16 protein-coding genes are annotated in these 18,039 nt (G+C 73.6%); 4 read left to right on the top strand and 12 right to left on the bottom strand.

Going from position 1 to position 18,039, the window contains the following annotated elements; translation table 11 throughout:
* Positions 1–50: 50 nt before the first annotated feature.
* Positions 51–3,245 carry a M28 family peptidase gene (locus ABZ497_RS07825; protein ID WP_359803936.1) on the bottom strand — a complete coding sequence of 1,065 codons (3,195 nt, stop codon included), beginning with the start codon at positions 3,243–3,245 and terminating at the stop codon, positions 51–53.
* Positions 3,246–3,553: 308 nt separating this feature from the next.
* Between ABZ497_RS07825 and ABZ497_RS07830 the strand changes: the two genes are divergently transcribed.
* The 3 genes from ABZ497_RS07830 (at position 3,554) to ABZ497_RS07840 (ending at position 6,260) form a co-directional block, all read left to right on the top strand.
* Positions 3,554–4,969 (top strand): helix-turn-helix transcriptional regulator, encoded by a 1,416-nt coding sequence (locus ABZ497_RS07830; RefSeq protein WP_359803937.1) that lies wholly within the window; start codon positions 3,554–3,556, stop codon positions 4,967–4,969.
* 104 nt (positions 4,970–5,073) lie between these two features.
* Positions 5,074–5,538, top strand: a complete 465-nt coding sequence (locus ABZ497_RS07835) for a rhodanese-like domain-containing protein (RefSeq protein WP_359803938.1) — start codon at positions 5,074–5,076, stop codon at positions 5,536–5,538.
* Positions 5,539–5,852: 314 nt separating this feature from the next.
* A complete protein-coding gene (locus ABZ497_RS07840) occupies positions 5,853–6,260 on the top strand; it encodes a nuclear transport factor 2 family protein (RefSeq protein ID WP_359803939.1) in 408 nt (135 codons plus the stop codon).
* Positions 6,261–6,287: 27 nt separating this feature from the next.
* Here ABZ497_RS07840 and ABZ497_RS07845 read toward each other — a convergent pair whose 3' ends face one another.
* A complete protein-coding gene (locus ABZ497_RS07845) occupies positions 6,288–7,319 on the bottom strand; it encodes a saccharopine dehydrogenase NADP-binding domain-containing protein (protein ID WP_359803940.1) in 1,032 nt (343 codons plus the stop codon).
* Positions 7,320–7,419: 100 nt separating this feature from the next.
* On the opposite strand from ABZ497_RS07845, the gene ABZ497_RS07850 reads away from it, so the two are divergent.
* Complete coding sequence (locus tag ABZ497_RS07850) at positions 7,420–8,367, top strand: helix-turn-helix domain-containing protein (RefSeq protein ID WP_359803941.1); 948 nt, start codon at positions 7,420–7,422, stop codon at positions 8,365–8,367.
* 39 nt (positions 8,368–8,406) lie between these two features.
* Here the strand turns inward: ABZ497_RS07850 and ABZ497_RS07855 are convergent, their stop codons facing one another.
* The 10 genes from ABZ497_RS07855 to ABZ497_RS07900 form a co-directional block, all read right to left on the bottom strand.
* Positions 8,407–10,587 (bottom strand): molybdopterin-dependent oxidoreductase, encoded by a 2,181-nt coding sequence (locus ABZ497_RS07855; RefSeq protein ID WP_359803942.1) that lies wholly within the window; start codon positions 10,585–10,587, stop codon positions 8,407–8,409.
* A 48-nt stretch (positions 10,588–10,635) separates the two neighbouring features.
* Positions 10,636–11,424 carry a DNA alkylation repair protein gene (locus tag ABZ497_RS07860; RefSeq protein ID WP_329486364.1) on the bottom strand — a complete coding sequence of 263 codons (789 nt, stop codon included), beginning with the start codon at positions 11,422–11,424 and terminating at the stop codon, positions 10,636–10,638.
* A 93-nt stretch (positions 11,425–11,517) separates the two neighbouring features.
* Positions 11,518–12,219, bottom strand: a complete 702-nt coding sequence (locus ABZ497_RS07865; protein WP_352297866.1) for a hypothetical protein — start codon at positions 12,217–12,219, stop codon at positions 11,518–11,520.
* Between the two features lie 129 nt (positions 12,220–12,348).
* Positions 12,349–13,980 carry an MFS transporter gene (locus ABZ497_RS07870; protein WP_359803943.1) on the bottom strand — a complete coding sequence of 544 codons (1,632 nt, stop codon included), beginning with the start codon at positions 13,978–13,980 and terminating at the stop codon, positions 12,349–12,351.
* 200 nt (positions 13,981–14,180) lie between these two features.
* A complete protein-coding gene (locus tag ABZ497_RS07875) occupies positions 14,181–14,780 on the bottom strand; it encodes a methyltransferase domain-containing protein (RefSeq protein ID WP_329486360.1) in 600 nt (199 codons plus the stop codon).
* Positions 14,777–15,337 (bottom strand): hypothetical protein, encoded by a 561-nt coding sequence (locus tag ABZ497_RS07880; RefSeq protein WP_329486359.1) that lies wholly within the window; start codon positions 15,335–15,337, stop codon positions 14,777–14,779. Before ABZ497_RS07880 ends, ABZ497_RS07875 begins: the two co-directional genes overlap by 4 nt.
* Before the next feature lie 99 nt (positions 15,338–15,436).
* Positions 15,437–16,093 (bottom strand): NADPH-dependent FMN reductase, encoded by a 657-nt coding sequence (locus ABZ497_RS07885; protein ID WP_359803944.1) that lies wholly within the window; start codon positions 16,091–16,093, stop codon positions 15,437–15,439.
* Positions 16,090–16,326: a ferredoxin gene (locus ABZ497_RS07890; RefSeq protein ID WP_329486357.1), complete on the bottom strand. Its 237-nt coding sequence runs from the start codon at positions 16,324–16,326 to the stop codon at positions 16,090–16,092. Before ABZ497_RS07890 ends, ABZ497_RS07885 begins: the two co-directional genes overlap by 4 nt.
* A gap of 150 nt (positions 16,327–16,476) precedes the next feature.
* On the bottom strand, positions 16,477–17,100 hold the full coding sequence (locus ABZ497_RS07895; RefSeq protein WP_329486356.1) for a hypothetical protein: 624 nt from the start codon (positions 17,098–17,100) through the stop codon (positions 16,477–16,479).
* 6 nt (positions 17,101–17,106) lie between these two features.
* Positions 17,107–18,039, bottom strand: a complete 933-nt coding sequence (locus ABZ497_RS07900) for a carbon-nitrogen hydrolase family protein (RefSeq protein WP_359803945.1) — start codon at positions 18,037–18,039, stop codon at positions 17,107–17,109.

The raw sequence follows: 18,039 nt of genomic DNA on the forward strand, positions 1-18,039 counted from the left end.
CCCCCTCGACGAACCGCGGCCCGGCCCGGCCCGACGGCCTCCGGATCAGGTCAGATCTGCTGCCAGAGGGCCGGGACGATGTTGGGCTCCCAGCCGACCTGGGCGGTGTGGCCCTGGATGCAGCGGTAGCTGACACCGTTCCAGGTGACCACGTCACCCGCGCTGTAGGTGGTGCCCGGCGTCCAGGTGCCGCCCGGGTTGCCCGGGTCGGTGCCGACCACCAGCGAGTACGTGGTGCTGTGGGTGGCCGAGCCGGTACCGGTCACCGTGATGGTGTAGGTGCCGGCCTGGACGCCGGAGCCGACCGAGACGTTCAGCGTCGCGGAGGAGCCGGACTGCACCGAGGACGGGCTGACCGACACGGTGACCCCGCTGGGCGCGCCCGAGGCGGTGAGGTTCACCGTCTGGGCGGAGCCGGAGGTGGTGGCGGTGGAGACCGTGGCGCTGGTGTTCCCGCCCGGGAGGGCGTTGCCGGTGGTCGGGTTCACCGCGACCGAGAAGTCGTTGGTCGGGATGGGCCCGGTGCCGACCGAGGTCTTCCACAGGGTGTACGCGACGCCGTCGGCGCTGCGGTCCAGGGCGGTGGCGTTGATGTTGCTGGTGGTGTCGCACGCCTGGTGGTAGCAGGAGTCGTACGCCCGGTTGGCGGTGCCGCCCCACTTGGTCGCCTGGGCCGCGGTCTTGACGGCGCTGGCGCCGGCCGCGTAGCCGGAGGTGGGGATGCCGCCCTGCTGGAAGGAGTAGTCGTCGGAGCGGCCCTGGCCCTCGACGTTCTCCTCGGGCTGGATGCCCAGGGAGTCCCAGTAGGCCTTCATCGGGGCGGAGGTGGCGGAGCCGATGTTGTTGATGAAGTAGCCGGCGTTGGGCGAGCCGACCATGTCGAAGTTGTAGTAGCCCTTGATGGCGCTGCGCTGGGTGGAGCCCAGCTGGTTGACGTAGTGCTGCGAGCCCTGCAGGCCCTGCTCCTCACCCGTCCACCAGGCGAACCGGACGTGCCGGGTCAGGGTGGGGTTCTGCTGGGCGAGGGTCAGCGCGTTCTCCAGCAGGACGGCGGAGCCGGAGCCGTTGTCGTTGATGCCCGGGCCGGCGGCGACGCTGTCGAGGTGGGCGCCGAACATGGTCACCTGGTCGGCCGGGCCGCCCGGCCAGTCCGCGATCAGGTTGTTGGAGCTGTAGGTGCAGGAGGTGCAGGTCTGCTCGCTGACGGTGTAGCCGGCGGCCTGCAGCTTGCCCTTGATGTAGGCGAGCGACTGGCTGTGGCCGGCCGAGCCGGCCCGGCGGTTGCCGCCGTTCTGCGAGGCGATGGTGTTCAGCTGGGCGAGGTGCGCCTGGACGTTGGCGACGCTGATGTCGGGCACGCCGGGGTTGGGGTTCCCGTTGCCGACCGTCAGCGTGTACTGCGCGCTGTGGGTGGCGGAACCGGTGCCGGTCACCGTGAGCACGTAGGTGCCGGGGGTGGCCGAGGAGGAGGCCGAGACGTTCAGCGTCGCGGAGGAGCCGGCCTGCACGGAGGACGGGCTGACCGAGGCGGTGACGCCGGCCGGGGCGCCGGAGACGGCCAGGTTGACGGCCTGGGCGGTGCCCGAGGTGACCGCGGTGCTCACCGTGGCGCTGGTGGCGGCGCCGGGCTGCACGGAGCCGGCGGTCGGGTTGACCAGCAGCGAGTAGTCGTTGGTGCCGGACGGCGTGCAGGTGGGCTCACCGCTCTGGGCGGGGACGCTGATCGCGTCCCAGGCCGCCTTGGTGCGGGTGAACAGGCCGCAGCCGGGGTCGAGGCTCTTGGCCGCGGTCAGCGTGGTGACCCGGTACTTCTTGTAGGTCATGCCGCTGGTCTTGAGCAGCATGCCGCCGTAGAAGATCCGCCCGGCGTCCTTGATGCCGACGCCGGTCACCGAGGAGTTGTTGCAGGTCGGGCTGGTGGGCTTGCCGCCGCCCGGGTTGGAGCCCTCGGAGAGCAGGTAGAACCAGTGGTTCAGCGGGCCGGCCGCCGCGTGCACCTCGGTGCTCGGGATCGAGGACGAGTAGCAGTTGGGGTTGTTGCCCACCAGCGAGGGGTTGTACATGTTGCGGATCGGCCCGCTGCCGACCAGGTTGATCATCTCGCCGACGGTGTAGTCCGGGTTGTCGTACGGGGACGGCTCGTTGGCGTACGCCTCGGTCAGCGCGCCGAAGATGTCGCCGGTGCCCTCGCCGAGGCCGTTCTCGTTGTTGGCGCCGCCCGGCGTGTACTGGTCGATGCCGTGGCCGAACTCGTGGCCGACCACGTCGATGGAGGCGATCCACTCGTTGGCGTTGTTGTGGCCGATCGAGACGGAGGAGCCGTCCCAGTAGGCGTTGACGTCGTTCAGGCCCACCTTGACCGGCCAGCTGCCGCCGTTGCCGTTGTGGCCGTTGCGGCCCAGCCAGTCGCGGAGCATGTCCCACTCCTTCTGCGCCGCGAACATCACGTCGGCGCAGCCGGTCTCCTTGCTGGTCGGGTTGCCGGTGCCCCAGGAGTCGCTGGACTTGGAGAACACCTGGCCGGAGCTGTAGTCCGCACAGCTCAGCCCGGACCGGCTCGGGTCGCGCAGCGAGTAGGTGCTGCCCGAGGCGGTGGTGTTGATGGTGACCGGGGCCGGGCCGTTCCACTTGCTGTTGGCGGTACCGGCCTTGACGTCGTCGTAGCTGTCGATCACCTCGCCGGTGCGGGCGTCGACGAAGACGTGCAGCCGGCTCGGGGCCGCGCCGGTCCGGCCGGTGAGCACGGTCTCCCAGGCGAGCCGCCCGGTGCCGTCCTGCACCTTGACCACCAGGCGGCGGGTGTCGACGCCGTCGACGGCGGCCAGCCGGGTGCGTGCGGTCTTCTCCGCCTGGGCGGCGCTGATCGCGGCCTTGGTCGGGCCGCCGACCGGACCGGTGGCGGCGGACTGGAGGCCGCGGACCCTGCCCTGGCCGTCGGCTATGACGACGGCGTCGCCGCCGACCACCGGCAGGCCCTGGTAGGTGCGCTCGTAGGCCACGGAGTAGAGGCCGCCGAGCCACGGGGTGACGGACTGGCGCTCGTAGGTCTCGCCCGGGCCCTTGGCCAGGGCGTCCAGGCCCGCCGCGGCCGCCTGGTCGGCGGCGGAGACGGCGGCGGCCAGGGCGCTCGGCGGCGCGCTGACGGCCGGCCCGGGCTGGGCGGCGGCCTGTCCGACCGCGGTGGCGGTCAGCATGCCGGCCAGGACGGTCAGGGTGGTTCCCGCCGTCAGTAATCTGCGTTTCATTCCGAGGCTCCTCGAACGTGGGGGTGCTCGACCGCGGACGACGTGCCTGTCTGGCGCTCACCGCGGGGCCGCATCGGGGGACGGCCGTTGCGGGCGTCCGCGCTCGGGTGCCGGAACACTCACATGCCGTCATGCCCCGGTCAACGGCTGCGGCATGGCTTCCGTGCAGTTGGCAAGTTCTGTCAAGCTGCGGGTTTTGTGAAGAGGTTGAGACCAAGAGGTTGAGACCACCTCATGTACGGAGCCCGCCCGGTCCAGTACCGTCCTGTCCATCGGAAGGACCGGAACCGACTCGGGAGGGCAGCCCCGTGCACCGGAGCCACACCGACGTACCGTCCGTCGGTCCGCCGCCGGCCGACCCGCTCTGGCGCGCCTTCGGCGCCCGGCTGCGGCACTGGCGCCGCCGGGCCGGCCTCACCCAGGCCCAGCTCGGCGCCGAGATCGGCTACGACCACACCGCCGTCAGCAAGCTCGAACACGGCGCCCGCCGGACCACCCCGCGGATCGCCGAGCGGCTGGACGGTCTGCTCGGCGCCGGCGGCGAACTGCGCACCGCCTGCCTGCGGGCCGAGGAGGGGGACGCGGGGGAGTGGGACCGGCCCGCCCCGGCCGCCCCGCCGGCCCCGCCCGGACCGGCCGGCTGGGCCCGCCCGCCACTGCCCGGCAGCCCCGCCGCCCCGCCCGCGCCGCTGCCGCCGCTCGCGGCCGGCGGCCCGCCCCGCCGGCTCCCCGACTACGGGCTGCTCTGCCCGCTGCACGGCGCGGCCGGCTGCGCCGTCCCCGAGGCCGCCGAACTCGCCGCCCTGCACGCCGCGTTCTGCGCCGCCGCCCCGGACACCGCGCCGCCGCTGGACGCCGACACCGCACACGCCCTCACCGGCCTGCTCGCCGCCCACCTGCGCGCCGGCGAGGCGCCCGCCGGGCCCGGCACGGCCGCCGTCGAGGAGACCCTGCGGGCGATCCTGCGCCGGCTCGGCGGCACCACCGACGCCCGGGCCCGCCGGGCGCTCGCCCGGCTCGCCGCCGAGTACGCGCACGCGGCCGGTGGACTGCGGATGCAGCACGGCCGCAACGCCACCGCGATGGCCTGCTTCGACCGCGCGCTCACCTGGTCCGAACTGGCCGACGACCCGGCCACCCAGGTCGCCGCGCTGAGCGACATGAGCACCCTCGCCCGGCTCGACGGCGACCCGGCCGCCGCGCTCGGCTACGCCCGCGAGATCGCCCGGGCCGCGCCCGGCCGGCACTGGGCCGGCGCGATGTCCCAGATCGGCCAGGCCCGGGCGCACGCCCTGGCGGGGGACGTCCGCGCGACCGTCCGGCACATCGGCCGCGCCCGGCTGCACCTCGACCACATCGGCGAGCACGACGAGACCGACGCGCCCTGGCTCTCCATCGCCTCGATGCGGCTGCGGGTCGAGTCGGCCGCCGCCGCCGCACTGCGCGACGCCTCCGCGGCCGTCGGGGACCACCGGCTGGCGCTGCGCGCCGTGGACGCCGCCGACACCGCGCTGCGGCTGCTCGCCCCGGACCAACTGCCGTCCACCCGGCTGCTGTTCACCATCCGGATGGCCGACTGCCACCTGTGTGCCCATGACCCGCGGACTGCCGTGGAGCTGCTCGCCCCGGTCCTGGACGAGGCGACCGCGCTGCCCGCCCTCGCCCGCCACGAACTGCGCGGGCTGCGCATCCGGCTGGGCGCCCACGGGCTGGCGGTATCTTGACGAAGGCGGGCGATCACGCCGCTCGTGGGCGCCGGCCCCGCCGGGCGAGGATCGGACCACCGCCGAACAGGGCGGGCCCCGGTACGAGTGCGAGGAGCACCCCGATGACCGCCAGCGCCGTTCTCACCGTCCCCGCCGCCGACCCGGGCGTCGCCGCCGCGCACTTCCTCGGCCGGCTCTCCTTCGAGGCCGACGTCTCGGACGTGCACGCCGACCTGACCGCCGGCGTGCCCGGTGTGGTGGTGGTCGACTCCCGCGGCGAGGTGGCCTGGGCACAGGGCCGGATCCCCGGCGCGGTGCACATCCCCACCGCCCGGATCGCCGAACTCGCGCCGCTGCTGATCGACCCCTCGGCCACGGTCGTCACCTACTGCTGGGGTCCGGGCTGCAACGGCGCCACCCGGGCGGCCCTCGCCTTCGCCCGACTCGGCCACCCGGTCAAGGAGATGCTCGGCGGCTTCGAGTACTGGGCCCGCGAGGGCTTCGCCTACGACACCGACCACGGCAGCGAGCAGCGGCCGGTGGACGACCTGACCGCCCCGCGCTCCGGGATCTCCTGCGCCTGCTGAGGCCGGTGCGCCCGGCGCCGGGCGGGTCGGCCGGCAGGCGGGTCGCAGTGGCGTTCCACGGGTCAATGTGGCGGCTGTGTTTCGCTCCTGTGACGTGCGGTTTTCGGAATGCCCCGAGGCCGCCGAATCCCCGGTCCGGCCGTTGAGAGATCGTCCCGGCGTTCCTAGAATCGGGCGGCGGAGAACGTCGGCCGCGGGCCCCGGCCGGCAGCCCCGTCACCGGGGTGCACTCAGCTGACGCGACGTCAGGTCACCGGTGCGGTCGAGGTTCGGGTGCCGGACCCCCGCCCCGACTTCCCTGCCGAGGAGACCGCATGGCCGCCGACCTGTCCCCGACCGACGCCGAGCAGATCCGCCAGCTGCTCGCCCGCTTCCCGCACGCCTTCGACAACGCCGACACCAGGGCGCTGGGTGAGGTCTTCACCGCCGACGGAGTGCTCGAACTCGCCCGCACCGGAGCGGTGTTCAGCGGACTGGAGAAGATCCGGGTGTTCAGCCGCGACCTCGGCAGCCGGTCCCCCGACCAGCACACCCTGGACAGCGTGCTCACCGTCGAGCCGGACGGCACCGTCCGGGGCCACAGCCGCTACCTGGCGATCCAGTTCGACGGGACGGTCCACAACGGGGACTGGTTCGACGTCTACGTCCGCACCGGGGACGGCTGGCGGATCGCCCACCGCCGCTCCGTCCCCCGCTACCCGCTGCGCGCCGGTGAGGCGTAGCGGGTAGCGGGGGACGGCCGAGCGGCGTCAGTGCGGGAGCTCGACCGAGAGGTGCGGGCCCAGCGCCCGCAGGAAGTCCGCCGCGTCGAACATCGCGCCGGCCGAGGCGACCCCGGTGGTGCGGCTCCGGCCGGTCAGCAGGCGCTCGACGGCCTCCACCGCCAGCGGGGCGGTGATCGCGTAGATGTCCCGGCCGCGGGCGGTGGCCCGGCGCCCGACCCCGCCGGACTCGATCAGGACGTCGACGACGAAGCTCTGGTCCGACCGGCCCAGGTCGTCGACCGCCTCCGGGGCCGGGGTGTCCGGGCCGGCGAGGTCACCCGCGGCCTCGACGGTCATGTAGGTGCGGACCTCCGGCACGGCCAGGTGGCTGGGTACCGTGACGACGTCGGCCATGGTGAACTCCCCGAGCACCGCGCGGGTACCCAGCGGCGCGGGGAACGTCCACTGCTGCTCGGACGGCGCGTCGTCGTGGTACCGCAGCGCGCCGTCCGCGAACCTCACCCGGCGGCCCGCGCGGCGCTCGTGGGACACCCGGCCGGCCTCCCGGGTGCCCGGCGTGGGGTGCCAGCTGTCCAGCCCGTACGCGACGTGCACGAGGTCCGCCGAGGTCCACTCGCCCATCGCGGCGGTGACCAGCAGGTCGCCCAGGCCGCCGTAGAAGGCCATCGCCGGGACGACCGGGGTGCCGGCCTCCCGGGCGGCGTCCGCGTGGTCGGCGAAGGTCGCGGCGTTCGCCTCGATCTCCGCCGCGACGTCGACGTAGGGGATCCCCGCGCGGATCGCGGCCTCGACGACCGGGCCGCCGGTCACCGCGAACGGTCCGGCGCAGTTGACGACCGCCGCCGCCCCGGCGAGGGCGCGGTCCAGCGAGGCCGGGTCGTCCACGGTGGCCGGCCGGACCTCGGTACCGGGCCACTCGGCCGCGAGTGCCTCCAACTGGGCCGCGTTGCGGCCGGAGAGCACGGGGGCGAAGCCACGCCGTCGCAACTCGGCCACCATGAAGCGACCGGTGTGCCCCGTCGCGCCGTAGACCACCACTGCAGCCGTCGTACTCATCGCTGTTCCCCGTTCTCGTCGTCCTGTCGACCCTCAGTCTGGTCGCCGGCGGGGCCCGGGTGTGATGGTCCGGAACGACAACACCCGTACACTTTCGGACATGCCCACTGTCGCGCTGCCGACCGCCGGAAACCTGCTGCACTTCGAACTGGGGGTGGCCTACGAGATCTTCGGCAATCCTCCGCGCGAGGCCGTGGACGGCTGGTACGACGTGGTGCTCTGCGGGCCCGGGCCGGTACGGGTCGGCCCGTTCGTCGTCGAGCCGGACCACGGGCTGGACCGCCTGGTGGACGCCGACACGGTGATCGTGCCCGCCTGGGCCGACGTCGACGAGCCGCCGCCCCCGGAGCTGGTCGAGGCGGTGCGCGCCGCGCACCGGGCCGGCGCCCGGGTGGCCTCGCTCTGCACCGGCGCGTTCGTGCTCGGCGCGGCGGGCCTGCTGGACGGCCGGCGGGCCACCACTCACTGGGCCCACACCGCTGAGTTGAGCGCCCGCCACCCGCTGGCCGTGGTCGACCCGGACGTGCTCTACACGGACAACGGCAGCGTGCTCACCTCCGCGGGCAAGGCGGCGGCCGTGGACCTCTGCCTGCACCTGATCCACCTCGACCACGGCGCCGGGATCGCCAACTCGGTCGCCCGTCGCCTGGTCATGCCGCCGCACCGCACGGGCGGTCAGGCCCAGTTCGTGGCCACGCCGGTGCAGGCGACGGGCGACCACCCGCTGACCCAGGTGCTCGCCTGGGCGCAGCAGCGGCTGGACCGGCCGCTGACCGTGACCGACCTGGCGCGGCGGGCGAACACCAGCCCGCGCAACCTCGGCCGGCAGTTCCGGTCGGTGCTCGGGCAGACACCGCTCCAGTGGCTGCTGAACCAGCGGGTCCGCCGGGCCCAGGAGTTGCTGGAGGCCACCGACGAGAGCGTCGAGGCGGTGGCCGTCGCCACCGGGATGGGGACGGCCACCACGCTGCGGCGCCAGTTCAAGCGGATCGTCGGCGTCCCGCCCAACAGCTACCGGGAGGCGTTCCGCAGCGCGAGGGCCGACTGACCGGTCGGCGCCCGCCACCGGCCCGGCGGACGGCCGGGCTCACCGCCCCGGGGCCCGCGGATCCGCCGCGGCGGCGGCCGGTCCGCCCGGGGCCGGGGACTGGTCCGCCGCGCGGGTGACGGTGCAGCGCAGGCCGCGGAAGGTGGAGGAGCCCATCTCGGCGTTCTCGTCCTCGTTGGTGGTCAGCAGGTTGACGTTGGCCTCCCGCCAGCCGCCGTCGGCGCCGCGCTCCGGGTACCACCAGGCGGCGGGGGCCATCACCACCTCGGGGGCGATCCGGTCGGTGAGCAGGACGCGCAGCCGGATGCGGCCGGTGCGGGTGGCGAGTTCCGCCCACTCGCCGTCGGCGAGGCCCTCGCGGGCGGCGGCCTCGGGGTGCATCTCCAGCCGGGGCTCGGGCTCCTTGGAGCGCAGCGAGGGCAGGTCGCGGAACTCGGAGTTGAAGTAGAACGCCGAGTGCGCCGAGGTGAGCAGGTAGGGGCCGTCCTCCGGCCCGCCGACCGGCGGACCGGGAGTGGGCAGCGGCGGGTAGCCGAAGGCGCGCAGGGCGTCGCAGCGCAGCCCGACCTTGCCGCTGCGGGTGCCGAAGCCGCGGCTGCGGTACTTGTGGTACTCCAGGGGGGTCGCCCGGTAGTGGAGTTCGGCGAGCTGCCGCCAGTCCATGCCGATCGGCTCCAGCCGGGTGTCCAGGGAGTCCGCGGCGTCCGGCCAGAAGTCGGCGGACAGGCCCAGCCGGTGGGCCAGTTCGGTGAGGATCCACTCGTCGGAGCGGGTGTCGCCGACCTTGGCGAAGGCCCGGCGGGCCGCGACGTAGTGGGCGTGCTCGACGATCTGGTCCCGCTCCAGCCAGCCGCCGACCGGGAGGACGACGTCGGCCATGGCGGCGGTCGGGGTGAGCCGCAGGTCGGCGACGGCGAGGAAGTCCAGCCGCTCCAGGGCCCGCCGGACGCGGTCCGAGTCGGCGTAGTTGAGCAGCAGGTTGCTGCCGTGCACCAGCATGGTGGTCACCGGGTGCGGGGCGTCGGGTTCGAGCACGGCGTCCCAGACCGAGCCGGGGTGGGCCCAGCCGGACATCGCCAGGATGCGGTGCCGGTCGCCGCCGAGGCGCTTGGCGGCCTGCTCGGGCGCGAGCAGCTCGGCGCGCGGGAAGGACCGGCGGCCGTCGATGCCGGGCGGGTCCCACAGGACGTCGCCGCCGGGCCGGTCCAGGTTGCCGCAGATCGCCGAGAGCAGCAGGACCGCCCGGCAGGTGTGGAAGGAGTCGCGGTGCTGCTGGGGCCCGGTGCCGAGTTCGATCGCGGCGCTCGGCGCGGCCGCGTAGGCGAGGGCGGCCGATCTGATCAGGTCGGCCGGCACGCCGGTCCGCTCGGCGACTGACTCCGGCGTCCAGTCGGCGACGTGGGCGGCGAGGTCCTCGAAGCCGACGGTGTACTTCTCGACGAAGGCGTGGTCGTAGGCGTCCGCCTCGATCACGGTGTGGATCATCGCCAGCGCCAGCGCCGCGTCCCCGCCCGGGCGGACCTGGAGGAACTGCTCGGCGCGGGTGGCCAGCGAGGTCCGCCGGGGGTCGATCACGATCATCCGGGAGCCGTCCCGGACGGAGGCGAGCAGCCGGGTGCCGATCACCCCGTCGCCGTGGGTGAGCGCCTTGTTGGAGCCCCAGACCAGGACCAGGTCGGGCCGGCCCTCGTAGTCGCAGAAGGTGAAGCCGCCCGCGGTGAGGATGCCGGCCATCACCCTCGGGTAGAAGCAGACGTGCGCCGGGCCGAGCACATTGGGCGTGCCGAAGCTGTTGGCGAACCGGAAGAGCCACTCCTGGTAGTTGCGGTCGGTGCCCTGGGCCAGCACCACCGCCTCCGGGCCGTGCTCGATCCGGGCCCGGTCGAGCGCGACGGCCGTCCGCTCCAGCGCCTCGTCCCAGCCGATCGGCCGGAACTCGCCGCTGCCGCGCGGCCCGGTGCGCAGCAGCGGCGTGGTCAGCCGGTCGGGGTGGTTGAGGTGCTCCAGCGAGGCGCGGCCCTTGGCGCAGAGGAACCCGTGGTTGTTGGGGTTCTCCGGGTCGCCCTCGATGGCGGTCAGCCGCCCCTGGTCGACGGTCACGACGGCGCCGCAGCCGCCGTGGCACATCCGGCAGATCGTCCGGTGCCGGCCGTCCTCGGCGAGCACCTGGACGACCGGGAGCGGCCGGCGGTGCCGGTCGGCGGGACTGTGCGTGGTCATGCGGGCCTCCGGGCGGTGTGCGGTGGCGGCCGGGCGCGGCGCGGGCGGTCAGCCGCGCGGTCGGCGCCCGCCGAGTTCGGCGTGCTCCTGCAGGAGGCTCCGGCAGGTGTCGTCGTCGATCGGCCGGATCGCCTCGCGCAGGGTGAGCCCGGAGACCCGGGGCAGGCGGGCGCGCAGCCAGTCGGCGACCTCCTCGGGGTGGTGCTTGGCGCCCTCGCGCAGGGCCCAGCCCAGCGCCTTGCGCACGAAGAACCGGGAGTCGGTCAGCAGCGGGTCGGCGAGTTCGCCGAAGGCGGCGAAGTAGTGCGGGAACTCGCCCCGGTCGCGCAGGGCCAGCAGGTAGGACAGGATGCCGCCGCGCCGTACCCACTGGTGGTCGTCCCGGCTCCAGCGCAGGAAGTCCTCGGCGGTCTCCGGCAGCCGCAGCAGCAGGGCGCCGGCGCCCTTGGGGGCGATCAGGTCGACGTGCGCCCAGGTCTCGCACTCGCGCAGCAGCTGTTCCAGGTAGCCGGTGTCCTCGCGGACCAGCAGGTCGGAGCGGCTCTCCAGGAGCAGCGCGGCGCAGGAGCGCGATTCGTGGACGGGCGGGGCCCAGAGCTCCTCGGTGAGCTCCAGGAGGGTGTCCCGGTCGATCCCGGGGTGGCGGCGGACGAAGTTGCGCACCACGGTGCGCATGGCGGGCAGCGGTACGCCGATGTGCTCCAGCCGGCTCTTCAGGTAGGCCTTCTCGCCGTCGGCCCGGCCGGGCACGGCGCTGTCCTCCAGCTCGGACCTGAGCCGGTCGGCCAGGACGGGGGCGGGCGGGGTGTCGAAGGTCTGGGGGGTCTTGCGGGTCACCGAGGAAGCTCCGGTCGGACGGGGCCGGACGGGCCGGGGGCGGCGCCCCGGCCCGTCCGAACGCTGATGGTTCTCTGGGGTGTTGACGTTACGTCAGTCGGCGTCGTGGTACGGGTAGCGGAGCTCGCCGGCCCACAGGTACTCGGAGGCGGGGCGGCCGCTGCGGCCCTCGGTGTAGCGGAACACGTCCTGCCAGATCGCGCTGACCTTGTCGTTGCGGTACGCGATGCTGGGGCCCTGCTGGTCGTACCAGCGGACGATCTCCAGGAAGAACGGGCCGGTGGCGTCCTCGCCGAAGTAGACGACGGCGCGGTCGCCGGTGGTCAGCTTCTCGTCGCGCAGGGTCGGCCAGTCACGGGCCATCAGCTCGTGGAACTCGGCGACCTTGTCCGGGCGGACGAGGTAGTGGGCGAGCCCGGTGTAGGCGTCCTCCTCGGGGAGGTCGGGCTCGTCCTGGAAGTAGCCCATCCGGTGCACGATCGGGTAGTCCACCGGCGGCCGGCCCTCGCGGGCCTCGGTGATCGCCGCCATCTCCTGCCAGATCGCGTTGACGTCCGGGGTGTTGAAGGCGCGGCTGACCGCGTTCTCGTCGACCCAGGTGACGATCTCGAAGAAGACCGGACCGTGCTCGCTCTCGCTGTGGTAGACGGTGGCGGGCTCGTCGGTGACCAGGCCGTGCGCCTTCAGGGTGGGCCAGTGCCGGGCGATGATGTCACGGGCCTGCTCGGCGCAGCCGGGCTTGACCATGTACGTCGCCATCATGTGCGTGGACAGCACCACGGGGGACTGGGACATCGGATGACTCCTCGGTTCTGTTCGTTCCGCCGGTGCGGACCGGCCGGATGCGGTTCGGATCGGTAGGTGGTGGGTGGATGGTGGACGGGGGATGTCGGTCGGTGGCGCGGAGCCACCGGTCCGGTGGCCTCAGGCCTTCTCGGCCGCCGCCGGGGCGCTGCCCGTGGCCCTGGCGGCGGGCGGTCGTGGAGCTCCGAAGGCCGGTGCCGGGACGTCCCGGATGAGGAGCAGGGCGGCCACCCAGCCGACGGCCAGCAGGCCCACCGGCAGGAGCAGCCCGCTGTGCATGGCGCTGGTGAAGGCCTCGGCGAAGGCGTCCTGGACCTTGGCCGCCTGCGCCGGGTCGGCCCCGGCCAGGGCGGGCGGCGGACCGCCGCTGCCGATCTTCAGGGCGCCGTCGGTGAGCGGGGCGAACGCCCGCTTGAAGCCCTCCCGGGCCTCCGGCGGCAGTGCGAGCGCCTGCTCGTTCACCCAGCCGCGCAGGCCGCTGGAGAGCCGCAGCGACAGGATCGCGCCGATCGCCGCGCTGGCCAGCAGGCCGCCGATCTCCTGGGCGGTGTTGACCAGTCCGGAGGCCACCCCGGCCTGCGGCGGCGGAACCTGGCGCATGCCGACGCTGAACAGCGGCGAGAACACCAGGCCCATGCCGAGGCCGGCCAGCACGAACGGGCCGATCAGCTGGAGCGTGCCGGTGTCCGTCCCGGTGACCAGGATGAACGAGCCCAGCCCGGCGGTGAAGCAGGCCAGCCCGGTCAGGATGACGGCCTTGCCCGAGCCGCGGTCGGAGAGCTTGCCGCCGACCCCGGCGACCAGCGCCGAGGTGAGCGGCATCGCGGCGATGGTGAAGCCGGCCCGCAGCGGGGACATCCCGAGCACGGTCTGGAGGTAGAGCGAGATCGGCAGGAAGGCGCCGAGCATCGAGAAGCCCATGATCGCCGCGATGATGTTGGCGGAGGCGAAGTTGCGTAGTCGCAGCAGGTCGAAGGGGAGCAGCGGGCCGGACCGCTGGTGCCTGCGCTGGTCCAGGACGAAGTACGTCAGGACCATGAGCCCCGCCGCGATCGCCGCCCAGGCGGTGGCGTTCCACTCCAGGCGTTCGCCCTCGATCAGGCCGAAGGCCAGCGCGGTGAGGCCGAGGACGAGCAGGGCGGTGGGCAGCACGGCGAGCGGCTGGCGTTTGCCCGGCCGGTAGTCGTGGACGTGCCGCAGCACCAGGTAGGCGGTGGCGACGCCGATCGGCAGGTTGAGGTAGAAGATCCACCGCCAGTCCAGGTAGCTGACGATGACCCCGCCCAGGGTCGGCCCGGTGAGCACCGCGAGCCCGGAGAGCGCGCCGGTGAACCCGAACGCCGCGCCCCACTTGGAGGGCGGGAAGACCATGGTGACGATCGGCAGGATCTGCGGGGCGAGCATGGCCCCGCCGATGCCCTGGACGGCCCGGGCCGCGATCAGCACGCCCGCGTTGGGGGCGACCCCGCACACGCAGGAGGCGACCACGAACACCGCCAGGCCGTACAGGTAGACCCGGCGGGGGCCGAACAGGTCGCCGAGCCGGCCGGCGACGATGAGCAGGGTGGCGTAGCCGAGGATGTAGGCGCTGAACACCCACAGGCCCTCGTCCAGCGAGGCGTGCACTCCGGTCATCACATGGGGCAGCGCGATATTGACGATCGTCATATCGAGCAGCGTCATGAAGAAGCCCATACTGAGCACGCCGAGGATGAGCCAGGGACTTTTGTCCCGGCTTTGCGGGGTGGGCATAGGTGGCTCATTTCTTGGAGCGCCGGAAGCCGTCGGACGAAGCGGGCATCGGGCTCCGGAAACGGGGAAGCACGGAATGTCCGCCGGTCTCGGTCAGGCCGGCGCGAAACGGATCGCGAGGGGTGGTCGCGGCGGTCCGCCGCGAGGGTGGCGGGCGCGCCGCACGGGCGCGCCGGCGGGCGGCGGGGGCCGCCCCGGAGTCAGTCGGCGCGGCGCAGGACCACCGCGTTGGCGTCCAGCTGGAGGACGTCGGTGTGGAGCTGGAAGGGCATCAACGGGCCGGTGCTGAACCGGTCCGAGGGGAAGTGCCGGGCGAGCGAGGCGGCGTCCACCGGCTTGAAGGGGAACATCTCCTGCCGGCTCCCGCGCAGGTAGAGCAGGCCGCCGGGGGCCAGCAGCCGGGCCACCTCGGCCGCGTAGCGGTCGCGGTCGTCCGGGCCGAGGTGGTGGAAGCAGCCGCGGTCGACCAGCAGGTCGAACTCCTCGTCCGGCAGGTCGAGTCCGCGGACGTCGCCGACCGACAGCTCGATCTCCAGGCCCAGTTCGGCGGCGCGCGCGACGGCCATGCCGACGGCCTCACCGCTGATGTCGACCCCGGTCGCGCGGTACCCGGCCCGGGCCAGCGCGACGGTGTCCCAGCCGGTGCCGCAGCCGAGGTCCAGGGCCCGGGCGCCGGGCGCGGGCGGGGTGGCGGCGAGGAAGCCGACCAGGTCGGGGGAGGGGGCGCTGAGCTCCCAGTACTGGTGGTGGTCACCGGCCTTGTAGGCCCGGTCCCAGTTCATCGTGGTCGTCGTGGTCATGGTCGTTGACCCCTTCCGGAGGCGCGCCGGACCGCACCGTACGGCCGGCGGGGCACGCCGGTGGCGGGCGTGCGCGGGGGGAGGTGGCTGCCGCCCACGGCGCCGGCCGAGGAGGCCGCGGTGGCGTACCAGCCGATCACCTCGGGGTGCCCGGGCGTGAGCACGGGCGAGCCCCGGTAGACCTCGTAGCGCGGCCAGTTGGCCCGCAGCGGGAGGTCGGCGGCCGGTGTGACGTGCCGGTGGCGGACGGGCGGTTCGGCCTGGGCCGAACCGCCCCGCCAGAGCATCAGCCGTTCGCTCAGGACGGGCAGCACGCGGATGCCCAGGCTGTCCCGGCGGGGATCGAGCAGGGACAGCCCGGCGACCCGGTCCCGGGGCACCGACAGGCAGGCGTCGAAACGCCGCCGGTCGGGCGCCGTGGACTCCGGATCGTCGTACAGGACTTCGATACCGACGGTGCGGTCGTCGGAAATCCCGCGATTGAACAGAAAGGCGGTGAGGCGAAGCCAGGTCGCCTCCCGCGGAGTTCCGTTGGACGGATGGCGGAGACTGATCACGAGAAGTGGTCTGGGGTGCACCGGGAACCATTCTCCGGCCCCCTGGAAATGCGCACCCAATGTGTGCGTCTTATTCACAGGGGTGACGCTACCAACGGGTCAGCTCCCGCGTTTGACTGTCCTGGACACGTTCGGAACTTCTTCCGGGACGGCCGGTCCCGGCCGGACCGACCCGACGACGGCCGGACCGCCCGCCCCGGGCCGCAGCAACGCCGCCGCCCGGGCCACGCTGCGGGCCAGCTCGTCCACCCGCGCACCGAGCTCGGGATCGGCCGGCTCGCCGCCCGGCAGCGCGCCGCGGGCCTGCGGGACGGCGACCTGCTCGGGCACCATCCAGGCCCGGTACCAGCGGGCCACCAGGCGCAGGTGGTTGAGCGCGTTGGAGTTGTTGCGCCCGCCGAGCGCGCAGATCGCCCCGAAGACCTTCCCCTCGACGTGCTCGAAGTCCAGCAGGTCCAGGGCGTTCTTCAGGGCCCCGCCGATGGTCCCGTGGTACTCCGGCCCGGCCAGGATGACGCCGTCGGCGGCGCGGAACTCCTCGCGCAGCAGCTTGACGTCCGGGCGGCTCGGCCACGGGTCCTGCTTGTCGCCGTTGCAGAACGGCAGGTCCAGCTCGCGCAGGTCCAGCAGGGAGGTCCGGCAGCCGTCGGCGTCCAGGACGGCGAGGGCGCGGCGCAGTAGCAGCTGGCTGGTCGAGCCGGGGCGCAGCGAGCCGCCGAGGCCGAGGATCCTCGGCCCCGGCGGACGGGGGTTCACTCGTCCTCGCAGATGGCGTCGGCCGGGCAGCAGTCCATCGCCTCGTACACCAGCTCCTCCTCGTCCTCGTCGGCCGGCTGGCGGGCGACGAAGGTGTAGCCGGCCTTGTCGTTGCGGACGAAGGAGTCCGGGGCGATGCAGCGGCAGGTGTCGCAGTCGGTGCACTCCGCGTTGACGTAGAACCGCCCGGGCACGTTCTCCGGCAGCCGGGCCGGTACCGGGAACCCGCTCATGCGCCCGCCTCGCTTCGCTCGGTGGCCGCTTCGCGGAACGCGCGGCACTGGATGATGACCTCGCTCCGCTCGCTCATGCGCCCGCCTCGCTTCGCTCGGTGGCCGCTTCGCGGAACGCGCGGCACTGGATGATGGCCTCGCTCCGCTCGCTCATGCCTGGCTCCGTCCTGCGTGCACCAGCTCCAGCACCCGGTCGGTGTCGGTGCGCAGCAGGTGTCCGTAGGTGTGGCCGAGTTCGTCCTCGGGGGCGTAGGCCAGCACCTCGACGCTGTCGAAGCCGGCCAGGTAGTCCAGCACCCGGCGGACGTGGTCCGGGGTGTCGACGCTGAGTCCGAGGTGGGACATCAGCGCCCGCTTGCGCTCCGGCGGCTCGTCGGCCCAGGCCCCGTAGGCGCGGCAGGTGAAGAACTCGACCTCGGTGCCGCGTTCGGTGGTCAGGTTGATCCAGTGCCCGGGGGTGCCGTGTACCCGCGGCGCGATGTGCGAGGGGCCGGCGGACACCCGGCCGAGTCCCGGGTGGGACCGGACGGTCTCCAGCCAGGCCTCGTACTCCTCCTCGGTGCGGTAGTCGCCCAGGTAGACGGCGACGTGGTGCAGGCCGGTCAGCCGCAGGGTGCGCGGGTCCAGCGGCTGGCCGAAGAAGGCGAGCAGTGCGTCGGCGGTGTTGGTGGCGGCCGCCCGGTCGGCCCAGTCGAGGACCTCCTTCAGGGCGGGCTCGCGGTCGGCACCGGTGGGCAGGTGGTCGGCGGCGGGGTACAGCAGGCTGGGTGCCATGGCGAATCAGCTCCGTCGGGCGGTGAGGTAGTCCGTGATGAGGGTCTCCAGGTCCTGGTGGCCGGCGTACGGCTTCAGCAGGTCCTGGTACAGCTCGGGCCGACGGCCGTGCAGGCAGAAGTAGAGGCTCTTGCGGAACGACAGGTCGACCTCCCGCAGTTCGCGCACCCGGTCCAGGTCGAGCTCGGCGATCAGCACGCCCTCCTCCTCGTCCAGCGAGCCGACCAGGTGCTCGGGCGAGGCGACGGTGCTGTGGCCGGCCACCGAGATGGTGACGGTCCGTCCGGCGCGCTCGCCGGTCACCTCGCCGACGGCGCTGGCCAGGAGGGTGTAGCAGACGTTGAAGGAGGAGTTGGCCTGGATGCACGGCCGGGTGATCTGGATGTTGCCGCGCAGCGCCGCCCCCGGCACCGCGATGATCTCGGCGCCGCGCATCGCCAGCGTCCGCGGCACCTCGGGGATCCAGAAGTCGGAGCAGACGCAGATCCCCAGGCGGCCGAACGGCGTGTCCACGATGACCAGTTCGTCGCTGGGCGAGACGGTGACCATCTCGGCGGCGAACCGGTGGGTCTTGCGGGCCTTGGCGGCGATCCGGCCCTGGTCGTCCAGCAGGACGGAGGTGTTGTAGTACCGGTCGCCCTCCCGCTCCACGACGGTGCCGCAGAGCAGGTAGCAGCCCTTGGCGCGGGCCACCTCGGCGAGCTGGTCGAAGAGCGGGCCCGGCACCGGCTGGTCGATCACGCCCTTGAGGTGGGCGCGGCCGGGGAAGTAGAAGGGCGGGCCGAGGAAGAACTCCGGCAGGATGATCAGTTCGACGTCCTGGACGGTGTCCAGCAGGGCGAGGGTCCGGGCCAGGTTGACTTCCGGGTCCGGGTCCCAGAAGGACTGGATCAGCGCGACCCGGGGCCGGCTGGTGGCGAGCGAGCGTTCGACGGTCAT

The organism is Kitasatospora sp. NPDC005751 (genome assembly GCF_040630835.1).
In the GTDB taxonomy this organism is placed as follows: Bacteria; Actinomycetota; Actinomycetes; order Streptomycetales; family Streptomycetaceae; genus Kitasatospora.

Bases quoted from the DNA above. Each gene is read 5' to 3' on its own strand.
- ABZ497_RS07825 (WP_359803936.1), bottom strand. From the start codon at position 3,245: ATGAAACGCAGATTACTGACGGCGGGAACCACCCTGACCGTCCTGGCC.
- ABZ497_RS07835 (WP_359803938.1), top strand. From the start codon at position 5,074: ATGACCGCCAGCGCCGTTCTCACCGTCCCCGCCGCCGACCCGGGCGTC.
- ABZ497_RS07840 (WP_359803939.1), top strand. From the start codon at position 5,853: ATGGCCGCCGACCTGTCCCCGACCGACGCCGAGCAGATCCGCCAGCTG.
- ABZ497_RS07845 (WP_359803940.1), bottom strand. From the start codon at position 7,319: ATGAGTACGACGGCTGCAGTGGTGGTCTACGGCGCGACGGGGCACACC.
- ABZ497_RS07850 (WP_359803941.1), top strand. From the start codon at position 7,420: ATGCCCACTGTCGCGCTGCCGACCGCCGGAAACCTGCTGCACTTCGAA.
- ABZ497_RS07855 (WP_359803942.1), bottom strand. From the start codon at position 10,587: ATGACCACGCACAGTCCCGCCGACCGGCACCGCCGGCCGCTCCCGGTC.
- ABZ497_RS07865 (WP_352297866.1), bottom strand. From the start codon at position 12,219: ATGTCCCAGTCCCCCGTGGTGCTGTCCACGCACATGATGGCGACGTAC.
- ABZ497_RS07870 (WP_359803943.1), bottom strand. From the start codon at position 13,980: ATGCCCACCCCGCAAAGCCGGGACAAAAGTCCCTGGCTCATCCTCGGC.
- ABZ497_RS07875 (WP_329486360.1), bottom strand. From the start codon at position 14,780: ATGACCACGACGACCACGATGAACTGGGACCGGGCCTACAAGGCCGGT.
- ABZ497_RS07890 (WP_329486357.1), bottom strand. From the start codon at position 16,326: ATGAGCGGGTTCCCGGTACCGGCCCGGCTGCCGGAGAACGTGCCCGGG.
- ABZ497_RS07895 (WP_329486356.1), bottom strand. From the start codon at position 17,100: ATGGCACCCAGCCTGCTGTACCCCGCCGCCGACCACCTGCCCACCGGT.
- ABZ497_RS07900 (WP_359803945.1), bottom strand. From the start codon at position 18,039: ATGACCGTCGAACGCTCGCTCGCCACCAGCCGGCCCCGGGTCGCGCTG.